The following is a 14,709-nucleotide window of genomic DNA, read 5'->3' on the forward strand; positions in this document are numbered from 1 at the left end:
CATTTTCGACGTGATCTACGGTACGGGCATCTCCCGCGAGGGCGAGCTGATCGACATGGGCGCCGACGCCGGGATCATCGACAAGTCCGGCGCGTGGTACTCCTTCGGCGACGAGCGCCTGGGCCAGGGCAAGGAGAACGTGCGGGCCATGCTCCAGGAGAACACCGAGCTGCGCGACGCCGTGGAGGCCAGGCTGCTGGAGCACCTGGGCATGCACGAGTATGTGGCCCCCGCCGTGGAGGGCGACATCGAGGACGCCGGAGCCGACCAGGACTAGCCTCCCGGCCGGGCGATCCCACCGGCCGGGGGCGCGGCGCGCCCGGCCCGAGTTTTTTCTTCCGCGCTCCGGCCGCCCCGGGGCGCGGAAATCCAATTCAAGGAGACGCCACACAGTGCTCACCGCCAACGAAATCCGCCAACGGTTCCTGGATTATTTCGAGAGGAACGGACACACCCCGGTGTCGTCCTCGGCGCTCATCCCGCGCGACGACCCGTCCCTGCTGTTCACCAACGCGGGCATGGTCCAGTTCAAGAAGATTTTCCTGGGCCAGGAGCGCCGCGACTTCGTGCGCGCCACCACGGCCCAGAAGTGCCTGCGCGTGGGCGGCAAGCACAACGACCTGGAGAACGTGGGCCGCACCGCGCGCCACCACACATTCTTCGAAATGCTCGGCAACTTCTCCTTCGGCGACTACTTCAAGGAGGAGGCCATCCGCCTGGCCTGGGGCTTCCTGACCGGGGAGCTCGGGCTGGACAAGGACAGGCTGTACATCACCGTCTACAAGGACGACACCGAGGCCGCCGAGCTGTGGCAGAAGGTCGCGGGCGTGGCCCCCGAGCGCATCTTCTGGCTGGGCGAGAAGGACAACTTCTGGTCCATGGGCGACACCGGCCCCTGCGGCCCCTGTTCCGAAATCCACTACGACCAGGGCGAGGAGGTCGGCTGCGGCCCGGGCTGCGGCATCGGCAAGTGCGACTGCGACCGTTTCCTGGAAGTCTGGAACCTCGTGTTCATGCAGTACGACCAGGCCGAGGACGGCACGCGCACGCCCCTGCCGCGCCCAAGCATCGACACCGGCATGGGCCTTGAGCGCATCGCCGCCGTGTGCCAGGGCGTCCACTCCAACTACGACTCCGACCTGTTCCAGGAGTTCATCCAGTTCACCGCCGCCCGCGCCGGGGTGGCCTACCGCCAGGGCGAGGACACCGACACCGCCCTGCGCGTCATCGCCGACCACAGCCGGGCCATCGCCTTCATGGTCGCCGACGGCATCCTGCCCTCCAACGAGGGCCGGGGCTACGTCCTGCGCCGCCTGATCCGCCGCGCCCTGCGCTTTGGCCGCCTCATCGGCCTCACCGAGCCCTTCCTGTACGCCACGGCCATGCGCGTGGTGGAGGTCATGGGCGGGCACTACACCGAGCTTGCCGGCAACGCGGACTTCATGGTCCGCGTGGTGCGCGAGGAGGAGGAGCGCTTCGCCCAGACCCTGGACAAGGGCCTGGCCCTGCTGGAAGAGGAACTGGCCGCCCTGGGCGGGGCCGGGGTCGCCGTCGTGCCCGGCGAGGTCTGTTTCAAGCTTTACGACACCTTCGGCTTCCCCCTGGACATCGTGCGCGACGTGGCCGAGCGCAAGGGCTTCGGCGTGGATGAGGCGGGCTTCGACGCCCGCATGCGCGAGCAGAAGGAGCGCGCCAAGGCCGCCTGGAAGGGCTCGGGCGAAAAGGACCTGGCCACCCGCTTCCAGCCCCTGCTGGCCGAGGGCCTGCGCACGGAATTCTGCGGCTACGAGGCCCTGACCTCCCACTCGCGCCTGGCTGTGCTCCTGGACGAGGCCGCCCTGCCCGTGGACAAGTTGGCCAAGGGCCAGAAGGGCTACGTCGTGGCGACGAAGACACCTTTCTATGGTGAATCCGGTGGCCAGGTGGGGGACGTTGGTGAAATCGCCACGCCGAGTGGCAGGGCGGTGGTGACCGACACCCTGCGACCCTCGGCGCAGCTCACCGTGCAGGCCGTCACCGTGGCCGAGGGCGAGCTGCTGCGCGACCAGGAGGCGGACCTTGCCGTGGACGAGGCCACCCGCACCGCCACGGCGCGCAACCACACCACCACCCACCTGCTGCACGCCGCCCTGCGCGCGGTGCTCGGCGAGCACGTCAAGCAGGCGGGCTCCCTGGTGGGCCCCGACCGCCTGCGCTTCGACTTCCAGCACATCAGCGCCATGACCCCCGAGGAGATTGTCCGCGTGGAGGCCCTGGTCAACGCGGCCGTGCTGGCCGACACCGCCGTGGACGTGCGCGAGATGGACCACGCCGCCGCCGTGGCCGAGGGCGCCGTGGCCCTGTTCGGCGAGAAATACGCCGAGCGCGTGCGCGTGGTGCGCGTGCCCGGCGTGTCTATGGAGCTGTGCGGCGGCACCCACCTGCGCGCCACCGGGCAGGCCGGGCCCTTCGTGATCCTTTCCGAGTCGGGCGTGGCCGCCGGGGTGCGCCGCATCGAGGGCGCCACCGGGCACAACGCCCTGGAGTTCCTGCGTACCCAGCGCGAGGCCCTGGCCCAGGTCGCCGAGCTGCTGCGCGCCAAGCCCCAGGAGGCCCCCGAGCGCGTCCGCGTCCTGCAAAAGGAGGTCAAGGCCCTGCGCAAGGACCTGGAGAAGGCCGCCACCCAGGCCGCGGCCGCCGGGCCCGCCGGGGACATCCTCGACGCCGTGGAAACCGTGGGCGGCGTGCGCCTTCTGGCCGTGAAGACCGCGGCCCCCAACATGGGCGCCCTGCGCTCCATGATGGACGACGTGCGCTCGCGCCTGGACTCGAACAGCGTCATCGCCCTGGCCTGCGAGGCCGAGGGCAAGGTCAGCCTCATCGTCGCCGTGTCCAAGGACCTGCACGGGCGGTTCACCGCCCCGGCGCTCATCCGCCCCGTGGCTGCGGAAATCGGCGGCTCCGGCGGCGGCCGGCCCGACATGGCCCAGTCCGGCGGCACCAATCCGGCGGGCATCCCCGCCGCCTTCGCCGCCCTGCGGGCGCTGATCCAGGGCGACTGAGCCGGGCGGCCCGGGCCCGGGCCCCTCGCCAAGACACGTCCCCCGGGGCGGGCTGTGGCCCGCCCCGGGGGACGTTGTTTTGCCCTGCGGGCCGGGGGCGCCCGCGCCCGGGCTCAGGCCGGGAGGTCCAGCAGGGCGCCCGCGGAGTCGGTGTCCAGGGGCCGCGAGAAGAGGAAGCCCTGCACGTTGTCGCAGTCCAGCCCGCGCAGCAGGGTCATCTGCTCGGGGTCTTCCACGCCCTCGGCCACCACGTCCAGGCCCATGCTCTTGGCCAGCACGACCACGGCGCGGACGATGGCCGTGTTCTCGGCGTTGCGGGCCATGTCGCAGATGAAGGAACGGTCGACCTTGAGGGTGTCCACGGGGAACTTCTGGAGGTAGGACAGGGAGGAGTAGCCCGTGCCGAAGTCGTCGATGGACAGCTTGATGCCCAGGGACTTGAGGCGGCGCAGCATGGACAGGGCGCCCTCGGCGTTGTCCATGATGGTGGACTCGGTGATTTCGAGCTTCAGGTGGCGCGGCGCGAGGTGCGACTCGTCCAGGATGCAGGTGATCTGCTCCACGAGGGTCTGCTGGGAGAACTGGCGCGGCGACAGGTTCACGGACATGTGCAGGTGGTCCTGCCCGGGATAGCGGGCCAGCCAGTGGGCCATGGTCGCGCAGGCCTTGCGCAGGATGATCAGCCCGAGGTCGATGATGTGCCCGGACTCCTCGGCGGCGGGGATGAACAGCCCCGGCGAGAGCACCCCGCGCACGGGGTGGCTCCAGCGCACCAGGGCCTCGAAGCCGATGAGCCTGTCGTCGCGCAGGCTGACGATGGGCTGGTATTGCAGGAAGAACTCGTCGCGCTCGATGCCCCGGCGCAGGTCGCGTTCCAGGGTCATGGCCTCCACGGCGAGCTGGAACATGCGCGGGTTGAAGACCTTCATCCGGTTGCCCCCGGCGCGGATGGCGTGGTGCATGGCGATGTTGGCGTTTTGCAGCACGGCCTCGGGGGCCAGGTCCGGCGTGGGCGCCAGCACGATGCCGATGCTCACGGTGATGCGGATTTCGTGGTCGCCCAGGTGGAAGGGCTCGGCCAGCACCTGGCGGATGCGCTTGACCACGCCGATGGCCTCGCGCGGGGAGACCAGCTCGTCGAAGACGATGACATACTCGTCGCCCGCGTAGCGCGACACGGTGTCCAGGCTGCGTACGCAACGCAGCAGCCGGTAGCTGACCTCGCGCAGCAGGGCGTCGCCGACCTGGTGCCCCAGGCTGTCGTTGACCACGCGGAAGCGGTCGATGTCCAGGAACGCCAGGGCGAAGAAGTGGTTGTCGCGGCGCTTGGAGCGCTCCATGGTCTGGCGGATGCGGTCCAGGCACAGGAAGCGGTTGGCCAGCCCGGTGAGCGAGTCGTGCAGGCTCTCGTAGCGCAGCTGCTTTTCCATGGTCCTTTGGTCGGTGATGTCGCGCAGGCTGCACCGCTGGCCCAGGCAGGTGCCGTCGTCGTCGGTGACGCCCTGGCTGACCGCCGAGAGCCAGTGCATGCGCCCGTCCTCGCGGAAGATGCGGAAATCCAGGCTCTCCCCGGCGTTGTCGCACGGCGCCGCCACGAAGGCGCGCCACAGGGGCAGGTCGTCGCGGTGGATGATCTGCTCCATGAGGTCCGGGGTCTTCATGAACGCCTCGGGCGAATAGCCGGTGATGCGCTGGCACGAGGGCGAGACGTAGAGCAGCGAGCCGTCGGGGCCGCGCCAGGTCTCCATGTTGAAGGCCGAGTCGGAGACCGTGCGGTAGCGCCGCTCGGAGCGGCGCAGGGCCTGTTCCATGCGCTTGCGCTCGATGGCCATGGCCACCTGTTCGGAAATGGCCGTCATCAGGTGGACTTCGCGCTGCCCGTAGTGCTCGGGGTCGTCGTAGTCCTGCACGGCCATGACGCCGATGATCTTGCCCTCCACCACCAGGGGCACGCCGAGCCATATCTCCGCCGCCGTGCCCACGACCCCGGCCCCCGGGTGGCCGGGGAACAGGGCGCCCAGTTCGTCCTTGCGCACCAGCAGCGGCCGGCCCGAGCGGATGACCTCCAGGGACAGGCTCCGGGTGCCCGGGTCGGAGATGTTGTCGATGTCGTAGGCCTGGCGGTCCACGGTGTCTTCGAAATAGGGGAAGCCCAGCCGGTCGCCCTCGGCGTCCACCAGGGCGATGAAGAAGTTGGTGGCGTCGATCACGTCGCGCAGGATGGCGTGGATGGCGGCGTACAGGTCCGGCAGGTCGCGGGTGACGTGCACGGTGTTGGAGATGCGGTAGAGCACGGTGAGCAGGGTTTCGCTGCGGCGGTGGGCCTGCTCGGCGCGGTGTACGGCGGTGGCGTCCTCGAACAGGCCCAGGGCCGCCCCGGCCTGGGGCAGGGGCGTGAACGAGGCCCGCAGCCAAAGCCGCTGGGCGCCGTGGTCCACGGGCAGCTCCCCGGCCCAGGGCCGTCCGGCGCCGACCACCTCGTCCAGCAGCCCCCGGGCGCTGCCCAGGGGGGTGCGCGAAAAGTCGAGGGCCTCCAGCCCGGCCGGGGCCAGGGCCCGCATGGCGGGGCTGGCGTAGCGCGTCGCGCCCTGCGCGTTGACGAGCAACACCAGGGCCGGACTGCGCTCCAGGGCCGCCGCCAGCTCCTGCGCGCAGGAGGCCGGTTCCGGCGCGGGGGCGGAAGCAACGGGATCTGTCGTGTGCCGCTTGCCTGTCATCGGTCCATCCGGAAGGCTGATGGTGCCGCCCCGGGGGGAATGCGCCCCGGGGACTGGGCGGATGCGAAGCTCCCGCAAGGGGAAATACCGCTTTCCTCCGGCGGGTGGGACGCATCGGGCACAAGCCCGTGCCGGAACGCCAGCAAGTCCGGGCGGTGCGAGTTGTGCGCCACAGCTCTTCGCCCTACCGCATTTGTTTGGAATAATCCATAGTTGTTTTTGCTTGGCCCAAAACAGACCGCCCGGGGATGCAATTGGTTTTCCGGCGGCGCGGAAGGGTTTGACCGCCCGATGCGTTTTCCGTATCCCCGGCGGCGCGCCCCCGCGCGCGGCACTGGCGCGGCGCCGGGTTTCGTGGCATAGTCCGCGCCGGCGCACAAGGCGCCCACGCCCGATCACACAGCGCAGAGGTACCGCACCCATGGCCGAGAACAACACCGCCCCCGCTCCGCAGGCAGCAGCCCCCCGGCACTTCATCCGCCAGATCGTCGACCAGCACCTGGCCGACGGCACCTGGGACCATGTGGCCACGCGGTTCCCCCCCGAGCCCAACGGCTACCTGCACATCGGCCACGCCAAGTCCATCTGCCTGAACTTCGGGCTGGCCCAGGAATACGGCGGAACCTGCAACCTGCGCTTCGACGACACCAACCCGACCAAGGAAGAGGTCGAGTATGTGGAGTCCATCCGCGAGGACGTGCAGTGGCTGGGCTTTCGTTGGACCAACAATTTCTTCGCCTCGGACTACTTCGAGCGGCTCTACGGCTTCGCCGTGCGGCTCATCGAGATGGGCAAGGCCTATGTGGACGAGCAGACCGCCGACGAAATCCGCCGGAACCGGGGCACCCTGACCAGCCCCGGCACGCCCAGCCCCTGGCGCGACCGCCCGGCTGCCGAGAGCCTGGACCTCTTCGCGCGCATGCGCGCCGGGGAGTTCGAGGACGGCCGCTACGTCCTGCGCGCCAGGATCGACATGGCCCACCCCAACGTCGTGCTGCGCGACCCGACCCTGTACCGCATCCGCCACGCGCACCACCATCGCACGGGCGACGCCTGGTGCATCTATCCGATGTACGACTTCGCCCATTGCCTGTCCGACGCCATCGAGGGCATCACCCACTCCATCTGCACCCTGGAGTTCGAGAACAACCGCGCCCTGTACGACTGGGTCCTGGACACCCTGGGCTTCGACCCCCGCCCGCGCCAGTACGAGTTCGCGCGGCTGAACATCACCGGCACCGTGCTCTCCAAGCGCCGCCTGATCCAGCTCGTGCGCGAGGGCCGCGTGCGCGGCTGGGACGACCCGCGCATGCCGACCATCAGCGGCCTGCGCCGCCGGGGCTACACCCCCGAGGCCCTGCGCGACTTCTGCGAGCGCATCGGCGTGGCCAAGGCCGACAGCACCGTGGAGTTCGCCCTGCTCGAACACTGCCTGCGCGAGGACCTGAACGCCCGGGCCCCGCGCGTCATAGGCGTGCTGAACCCCTTGAAGGTGGTCATCGAGAACTACCCCGAGGGGCAGCAGGAGGAGTTCGACATGGCCTACCACCCCGAGGACCCGGGCATGGGCTCGCGCAAGGTGCCCTTCTCGCGCGAGTTGTGGATCGAGCGCGAGGACTTCATGGAGGATCCGCCCAGGAAGTTCTTCCGCCTGTCGCCCGGCTCCGAGGTGCGCCTGCGCTACGCCTACTATGTGACCTGCACCGGCGTGGTGAAGGACGACTCCGGGGAGATCGTCGAGCTGCGCTGCTCCTACGACCCGCAGACCCGGGGCGGCTGGTCCCAGGACGGCCGCAAGGTCAAGGGCACCCTGCACTGGGTCAGTGCCGCCCACGCCGTGCCCGCCGAGGTCCGGCTCTACGACCGCCTGTTCACCACCGACGACCCCATGACCGTGCCCGAGGGCGGCGAGTTCACGGACAACCTGAACCCCGAATCCCTGGCCGTGGTCCAGGCCATGCTCGAGCCCGGGCTGGCTTCCGTCCGGCCCGGGATGCGCTGCCAGTTCGAGCGCATGGGCTATTTCTGCGCCGACCCCGACTCCGTTCCCGGCAAGCCCGTGTTCAACCGCACCGCCACCCTGCGCGACACCTGGGCCAAGATCGCCCAGAAGGGCTGAGGCCGCCGGGCGCGGCCCCCGGCCCAGGCCGGAGGCCGCGCCCGGAGCTCAGGCCCGGTTGGTCAGCCAGACCCCGCCAAGAACCATCGCCGCGCCCAGGGCCAGTCCGGAATCCACCGGCTCGCCCAGCAGCAGCAGGCCGCTCAGGGCCGCCGACACGGGCACGAGGTTGATGAACACCGCGGCCCGCGCGGCGCCGATGGCCCGCACGCCCTCGTAGAACCAGGTGAACCCCGCCACCGTGCCCAGCAGGCCCAGGTAGAGGATGCAGCCCCAGACGGGCGGGCCGATCCGGCCCAGGTCGCCCGCCAGGCCCTCGGCCAGGGCCCCGGGCAGCAGGAACAGCGTCCCCGCGCAGCACGACAGGGCCACCGAGGCCAGGGCCGAGAGCCTGCCCATCACAAGCTTGCCCAGCAGGGAATAGGCCGACCAGCTCGCCACGCAGCCGAGGATGAACAGGTCGCCCCGGCCCACGCCGTGGGCCAGCAGCTCGAGGGGTGCGCCGTGGGAGAGGATGAACACCGCCCCGCTCACCGACAGGGCGATGCCAAGGCCCCTTGGGGCCGTCAGCCGCTCGCCCAGGAACAGGGCCGCCCCCAGGGCGATGACCACCGGGTTGGCCGCGATGATGGCGGCCGCGCGCCCGGCGGGCACGGTCTGCAATCCGTTGAAGAAGAAGATGTTGTAGGCGAAGACGCCCGTGAGCCCCAGCAGGCCGACCCCGGCCAGGGTCCGCGGGCTCATGCGCGGCAGCCCGCCCTCGTGGCGCAGCAGCAGCCACAGCAGGCAGGCCGAGGCCACGAAAAAGCGCAGAAAGCTGGTGGAAAGCGGCCCCAGGTGCGGGGCGACGATCCGTCCGCAGACGAAGGTTCCGCCCCACAGGGTGGCGGCGGCGGCGAGCTTGAGGTGGACGCGCATGGCGCCGCAGTGTGCGCCCGCCCGGCCCGGGCGTCAATACGGGAGCAGGGGCAGGCCGGAGACGGCGGTGTAGCCCATGAGCCCGGCCAGCTCGCCCCAGATCACGGCGGCGCCGAGGATGTCGCCGTTCATGCCGCCCATGCGCCGGGCCAGGGCCGACAGCTCGATCACCCCCAGGAAGGCCACGGCCAGGGCCGGTGCCAGGGCCACGCGGGGCTGCACGGCCAGCCCCAGGGCCAGGACCTGGGCCACCACCAGCAGCAGGGCCCAGGGGGTGGCCCCGGCCAGGAAGGTCCGCCCCAGGCCCTGGCCGCGCGCCAGCCCCCGGCCCATGTAGGCCGTGGCGGCGCAGGTGCCGCGCCCGAGAACGAAGGACCAGGCCACCGCCCCGAAGGCCCCGGCCTCCAGGGCGTTGCGTAGCAGGAAGAGCTGGCCCGCCAGGCCCATGAACAGCGCCACGGCCCCGAAGGCCCCCAGGCGGCTGTCCTTCATCACCTCCCAGAAGCGTTCCCCCCGCGCGCCGCTGCCCCAGGCGTCGAACACGTCGGCCCAGCCGTCCCAGTGCAGGGCGCGGGTGAGCCAGAGGGAGAGCAGCAGCAGCAGCCAGGCCTGGAGCCAGGGGTGCCCGCGCAGGAGGCCGAGCCAGAAGGGGGCCGTGGCCAGGGCGCCGATGACGGCCCCGGCCAGGGGGAAATACCTGACCGTGGCGGCCAGGGTCGCCTCGTCGTACAGCCGCGCGGGGCCCAGGCGCGAGAGAAAGGACAGGGCGGCCAGCAGGGGGGAGGCGAATCTCACGGGCGGACTCCGGGCAGGGTCAGGGTCAGGGGGGCGGCGCAGCGCGCGCCCAGGGCCAGGGCGGCCGGGGCCTGGTTGCAGGCCAGCTCCAGGTAGCCCTGGCTGCCGGCCAGCAGCCCCAGCTCCCCCGGGGCCAGCTCGGCGTAGGCGCGCACGGCGCGCGCGTCCAGGGCCGGGCCGCCCTGGGCCCGGGCCGTGAGGGCGGCGGCGCGCAGGGTCGGCCCCCAGGCCCGGGCCTCCAGGTTCAGCACGCAGTTGCCGAAGCGGTCCACATGGATCACGGCGGCCAGGATGCGGCTGCCGTCCGGCGTGGCCTCGCGCGCGGGGCAGGTCCAGTCCGGGCGGACCAGGGCCGCGGGATCCAGGGCCGGGCCCAGGGCGCGCGCGGCCTCGCCCCGGGCCAGGCGCGCGGCCAGCGGCGCCAGCACGTCGCGGCCGTGGAAGGTGTGCGAGGCGGCGCCCAGGGCATGGGCCGACAGGTCGAAGACCGGGGCCCCCGGGTGGCGGGCAAGAACCAGCCCGGCCAGGCCGTTGTCCGGGGCAAGGACGGTGCGCCCGGCGGCGCAAAGGGCCAGCAGGCGCCGGGGGCCGCCCACCCCGGGATCCACCACGGCCAGGAAGACCGTGCCCACGGGAAAGTGCTCCAGGCTGGCGGCCAGGAAAAAGGCGCCCTGGGCCACGTTGAAGGGCTCCACGCCGTGGCTCAGGTCGATGACCGTCAGCCCGGGCGCCAGGGCGGCCAGGGCGCCGCGCAGCTGCCCCGCGTAGGGGTCGGCGCAGCCGAAGTCCGTGAGCAGGGCGACGGGGCCGGGCATCAGTAGACCTTGCGCCGCGAGAACCGGTGGCCCAGGACGTTCAGGGCCGAGCCGATGATGGTGAAGGCGTCGGGGTCCACGGAGTAGACGGCCTCCTCCAGGCGCTTGACCTGGATGTTGTTCACCGCCGTGAGCAGCACCTTCTTGCGCTTGCCGGTGAAGGCGCCGCGCCCGTGCAGGATGGTGGCGCCGCGCTTGAGGTGGTGCATGACCGCCTCGGCGACCTCGTCGCTCTTGTCGGAGATGATGATGGCGAACTTGCGCTGGTTGAACATGCCCAGGAAGTATTCCATGGCCTGGGCCGCGACGAAGACCATGGCCACGGAGTACAGGGCGCGGTCCACGTCGAGGATGAACATGGCCGCCAGGAAGAGCAGGCCGTTGAAGACGAAGGTCACCGAGCCCATGCGCAGGCTGAAGCGCTGGTTCAGGGCCACGGCGATGATGTCCAGCCCGCCCAGGGAGCCCATGGTGCGCAGGGCGATGCCCGTTCCCGCCCCGGAGACGGCCCCCGAGGCCAGGGCCGCGAGCATGGGGTCGCTCACGGGTGCGGGGGTGGTGCACAGCTCCATGAACAGGACCATGACGGCCATGCCGTAGAGGCTGTAGAAGAAAAAGCGGCGGCTCACGGCGAACCAGCCCAGGGCGAAAACCGGCACCGACCAGAGGGCCACCCAGATCCCGGGGGTCAGGGTGTTGGTGAGGTAGTAGGCCAGCAGGGCCAGCCCCGAGACCCCGCCGGCCACGAATTCGTGGGGCACGGCCAGGGCCTTGACACTATAGCCGCACAGCGCGGCGCCCAGGGTGATGAGCGCCGCGTTCCACCAGACGGAGAGCGAAAAGTCGCGCATGAGGAAGCCTCCCGGGGGCATTGTAGCGAAACCCCGCCCGGGGGCAAGCCCGGCGGCCGAATCGGGTCCGGCCCGGGGCGGCGGCGCTAGAGCGCCGCGTCGGGCAGCATGTTGTCGCGGTGTACGGCTTCGGGGTAGGGGCACGAGCCCAGCAGCTCGGCGATGGCAGCGCTCTTGTGGCCCATGATGCGCCGCAGGTCGGCGGCCTTGTAGTTGGTCAGGCCCACGGCCACGGCCTTGCCGCCCTCGGTGACGATGCGCACCAGCGCCCCGGCCCCGAAGGAGCCCTCCACCTCGCGGATGCCCGCGGGCAAAAGGCTCTTGCCCTGGTCGGCCAGGGCCCTGGCCGCGCCCGCGTCGACCACGATGCTTCCGGCGGGCTTGTTGTTGTAGGCCAGCCAGAACTTGCGGTGCGAGATGCGCTTGCCCGCCGGGCGGACCCATGTGCCCAGGGCTTCGCCGTCGAAGGCGCGCTGGAGCCCGAAGAACTCGCGCCCCGACAGGATCAGCGTGGGCACCCCGAGCTGGGCCACTCGCCGCGCCGCCAGGAGCTTGGAATACATGCCCCCGGTGCCGTCGGTGGTCTTGCCGCTGCACATGGCGTCCAGGTCCAGGCCGCAAATGTCCTCGACGCATTCGATCTGGCGCGCGTCGGGGTTGGTGGCGGGGTTGGCGTCGAAAACGCCCCCGGCGGAGGTCAGGTTCACGAACAGGTCGGCGTCCACGAGGTTGACCACCAGGCTGCCCAGGGCGTCGTTGTCGCCGAATTCCAGCTCCTGCACGGCCACGGTGTCGTTCTCGTTGACGATGGGCACCACGCGCCAGTCCAGCAGGGTGCGGAAGGTGTTCAGGGCGTTGAGGAAACGCTTGCGGCTGCGCAGGTCGTCCAGGGTCAGCAGGATCTGGGCCGTGACGCAGCCGTAGCGCCCGAAGGCCTCGTCGTAGGCGTGCATGAGCCGCCCCTGGCCCACGGCGGAGGCGGCCTGGCGCGCGGGCAGGCCCGACAGCTCGCCCTGCACGGCGCGGCGCCCGGCGGCCACGGCCCCCGAGGACACCAGCACCAGCTCCAGGCCCCGGTCGTGCAGCCCGGCCATCTGGTCGGCCAGGCGGTTGACCACGCGCATGTCCAGGCCCCGGGGCGTGGTCAGCACGGCGCTGCCGACCTTGATCACCACCCGGCGGGCGGTGCGCATCGCGTGTTCGCGTTCCTGCTTCCAGTCCATGACCTTGGCTCCGCCATGCCGCGCTGGCGCGCGGGGATGAGGGTCGGCGCGGAAAAGTTCCGGCGGCGGGAGGCCCGTGCCGCGCTGGCGCGCGGTGCGGTGCGGGCTATGCGTCCGGCCCGGCCCCGGGGGCCGGGTCCGGCGCCCCGGGCGCCTGCGGGGCTTCGGCCCCGGGGCCGCCCCGGGCCTGCCCGGCGCGGAACAGCCGCCACATGGCCGCCAGCAGGCGGTCCACGCCCTGGCCGGTCAGCGCGGAGATGAAGAACACCTCGCGGCCCTCGGTCCGGGCCCGCCGGGTCAGCTCCTCCAGCCTTTCGGGGGGGAGTACATCAATCTTGTTGACCACCTCAAGCTGCTTTTTGGCGCCCAGCTCCGGGCTGTAGCGGGCCAGCTCGTCGTTGAGCAGGGCGAACCCGGCGAAGGGGTCGTCCTGGTCCAGCTCCTCGGCGCCGAGCAGGTGGACCAGGAACAGGGTCCGCTCCACATGGCGCAGGAAGCGGTGCCCCAGGCCCTGGCCCAGGTGGGCGCCCTCGATGAGCCCGGGGATGTCGGCCACCACGAAGTGCTCGCCCATGTCCGAGAGCAGCACGCCGAGGTTGGGCACCAGGGTGGTGAAGGGGTAGGGCGCGATCTTGGGCCGCGCGGCGCTCACATGCGACAGGAAGGTGGACTTGCCCGCGTTGGGCAGGCCCAGCAGTCCGGCGTGGGCGATGACCTTCAGCTCCAGGCGCAGGGTCATTTCCTCGCCGTCCTCGCCGGGCTGGGCGAAGCGCGGGGTGCGCATGGTGGAGGTCTTGAAGTGCTCGTTGCCCATGCCGCCGCGCCCGCCGCGGCACAGCACCACCTCGCGGCCCGGCTCGGTGAGGTCGGCCACCAGGGTCTCGCCGCCGCTGCCGCGCGGGGCGTCCCCGGCGTCTGGTTCCTGGTCCTCGGGGGTGTCCAGGCGGTAGAGCAGGGTGCCCACGGGCACGTCGATGACCAGGTCCTCGGCGTTCTTGCCGTGGCGCTGGCGGCCCATGCCGGGCTGGCCGTTGCGGGCCTCGTAGAGCCGCTTGAGGCGGAAATCGTACAGGGTCAGCAGCTTGTCCGAGGCGCGAAAGATCACGTCCCCGCCCTTGCCGCCGTTGCCGCCGTCGGGCCCGCCCTTGGGCACATGGGCCTCGCGCCGGAAGGACACGCATCCGTGCCCTCCGTGCCCCGAGCGCACGGTGATGGTTGCTTCGTCCACGAAACGCATGGCGACTCCAAAGAAAAAGGGGCGGACAGCGCTCTCGCGCGATCCGCCCCGGAGATTTTCCGAGCCCGGCGCTTACGCGGGAACCACGCTCACGCGGGTGCGGACCTTCTTCTTGCGGGTGAACTTCTCGAACTTCACGGTGCCGTCCACCAGGGCGAAGAGGGTGTAGTCCTTGCCCAGCCCGACGTTGACGCCGGGGTGGAACTTGGTGCCGAGCTGGCGCACGAGAATGTTGCCAGCCAGGACCTCCTGGCCGCCGAAGCGCTTGACGCCACGGCGTTGTCCGGCGCTGTCGCGTCCGTTCCTGGAGCTTCCGCCTGCTTTTTTATGAGCCATATCTGCCTCCCCCGGCGCCTAGGCCGTGATGGATTTGATCTTGATGGCGGTGTAGTCCTGCCGGTGACCCTGCTTCTTCATGCTGTCCTTGCGGCGGCGCTTGTGGAAGACCACGATCTTCTTGTCGCGGCCGTGCTCCACCACCTCGCAGGCGACCTTGGCCGAGCCCACATAGGGCTGACCCACGGTCACGCCGGCGCCCTGGCCGACGAGCAGAACCTTATCCATGACAACCTCAGAGCCGGCCTCGGCCTGAAGTTTCTGAACCTTGATGGTGCGGCCTTCCTCAACCCGGAACTGCTTGCCGCCCGTCTCGATGATCGCGTACATGAGATACCTCCAAAGAAAGAGAAAGGGCTTGTACTTGACTTCGCGGGGGGAAGTCAAGCCTTTCGTCGCGAAAAGGGCGCCCGGCGTCCGGGGCGGGCTCTAGCGCCCGTCGGCCGTGCGCGCCAGCACCAGGACGACCACCCCGGCGGCCCCGGCGCGGCGCATGGTCCGCGCGCATTCCTCCAGTGTGCCGCCGGTGGTCATCACGTCGTCCACCAGCAGCACCCGCCGCCCGGCCAGGGCCCCGGCCTCGGCGGCGAAGGCCCCGCGCACGTTCTCGCGCCGCCGGGCTGCGTCCAGGGTCGCCTGGGGCACGGTGTGGCGCAC

The 14,709-nt window shown here is 71.0% G+C and carries 12 protein-coding genes and 1 pseudogene; 3 read left to right on the plus strand and 10 right to left on the minus strand.

The features are described 5' to 3' along the window. Both M0P34_RS06515 and alaS read left to right on the plus strand, forming a co-directional pair. Positions 1 to 277: pseudogene (locus M0P34_RS06515) on the plus strand (DNA recombination/repair protein RecA); the annotation flags it as partial. A 115-nt stretch (positions 278 to 392) separates the two neighbouring features. After that, positions 393 to 3,041 carry an alanine--tRNA ligase gene (alaS, locus tag M0P34_RS06520; protein ID WP_291497626.1) on the plus strand — a complete coding sequence of 883 codons (2,649 nt, stop codon included), beginning with the start codon at positions 393 to 395 and terminating at the stop codon, positions 3,039 to 3,041. Positions 3,042 to 3,154: 113 nt separating this feature from the next. Here the strand turns inward: alaS and M0P34_RS06525 are convergent, their stop codons facing one another. After that, on the minus strand, positions 3,155 to 5,758 hold the full coding sequence (locus tag M0P34_RS06525; protein ID WP_291497628.1) for an EAL domain-containing protein: 2,604 nt from the start codon (positions 5,756 to 5,758) through the stop codon (positions 3,155 to 3,157). Positions 5,759 to 6,179: 421 nt separating this feature from the next. Between M0P34_RS06525 and M0P34_RS06530 the strand changes: the two genes are divergently transcribed. Further along, complete coding sequence (locus M0P34_RS06530; RefSeq protein WP_291497630.1) at positions 6,180 to 7,877, plus strand: glutamine--tRNA ligase/YqeY domain fusion protein; 1,698 nt, start codon at positions 6,180 to 6,182, stop codon at positions 7,875 to 7,877. A 48-nt stretch (positions 7,878 to 7,925) separates the two neighbouring features. Here the strand turns inward: M0P34_RS06530 and M0P34_RS06535 are convergent, their stop codons facing one another. The 9 genes from M0P34_RS06535 to M0P34_RS06575 all read right to left on the minus strand — a co-directional run. Beyond that, positions 7,926 to 8,795 carry a DMT family transporter gene (locus tag M0P34_RS06535; protein WP_291497632.1) on the minus strand — a complete coding sequence of 290 codons (870 nt, stop codon included), beginning with the start codon at positions 8,793 to 8,795 and terminating at the stop codon, positions 7,926 to 7,928. Positions 8,796 to 8,828: 33 nt separating this feature from the next. Further along, on the minus strand, positions 8,829 to 9,590 hold the full coding sequence (locus M0P34_RS06540) for an adenosylcobinamide-GDP ribazoletransferase (protein ID WP_291497634.1): 762 nt from the start codon (positions 9,588 to 9,590) through the stop codon (positions 8,829 to 8,831). Continuing rightward, positions 9,587 to 10,405, minus strand: a complete 819-nt coding sequence (locus M0P34_RS06545; protein ID WP_291497636.1) for an SAM-dependent chlorinase/fluorinase — start codon at positions 10,403 to 10,405, stop codon at positions 9,587 to 9,589. Before M0P34_RS06545 ends, M0P34_RS06540 begins: the two co-directional genes overlap by 4 nt. Then, complete coding sequence (locus M0P34_RS06550; RefSeq protein WP_291497638.1) at positions 10,405 to 11,256, minus strand: YitT family protein; 852 nt, start codon at positions 11,254 to 11,256, stop codon at positions 10,405 to 10,407. Before M0P34_RS06550 ends, M0P34_RS06545 begins: the two co-directional genes overlap by 1 nt. A gap of 86 nt (positions 11,257 to 11,342) precedes the next feature. Continuing rightward, the gene (gene proB, locus M0P34_RS06555; RefSeq protein WP_291497640.1) at positions 11,343 to 12,479 is read right to left on the minus strand and encodes a glutamate 5-kinase; all 1,137 of its coding nucleotides are present in this window, start codon (positions 12,477 to 12,479) and stop codon (positions 11,343 to 11,345) included. Positions 12,480 to 12,585: 106 nt separating this feature from the next. Continuing rightward, complete coding sequence (obgE, locus tag M0P34_RS06560; protein ID WP_366062163.1) at positions 12,586 to 13,716, minus strand: GTPase ObgE; 1,131 nt, start codon at positions 13,714 to 13,716, stop codon at positions 12,586 to 12,588. 72 nt (positions 13,717 to 13,788) lie between these two features. Continuing rightward, positions 13,789 to 14,052, minus strand: a complete 264-nt coding sequence (rpmA, locus tag M0P34_RS06565; RefSeq protein WP_291497642.1) for a 50S ribosomal protein L27 — start codon at positions 14,050 to 14,052, stop codon at positions 13,789 to 13,791. A gap of 18 nt (positions 14,053 to 14,070) precedes the next feature. Beyond that, positions 14,071 to 14,382, minus strand: a complete 312-nt coding sequence (gene rplU / locus M0P34_RS06570) for a 50S ribosomal protein L21 (protein ID WP_291497644.1) — start codon at positions 14,380 to 14,382, stop codon at positions 14,071 to 14,073. 99 nt (positions 14,383 to 14,481) lie between these two features. After that, positions 14,482 to 14,709: phosphoribosyltransferase family protein (locus M0P34_RS06575; protein WP_291497646.1), on the minus strand; the 228-nt coding region annotated here is incomplete at its 5' end.

Source organism: Desulfocurvus sp., from assembly GCF_023230885.1.
GTDB lineage: Bacteria > Desulfobacterota > Desulfovibrionia > Desulfovibrionales > Desulfovibrionaceae > Desulfocurvus.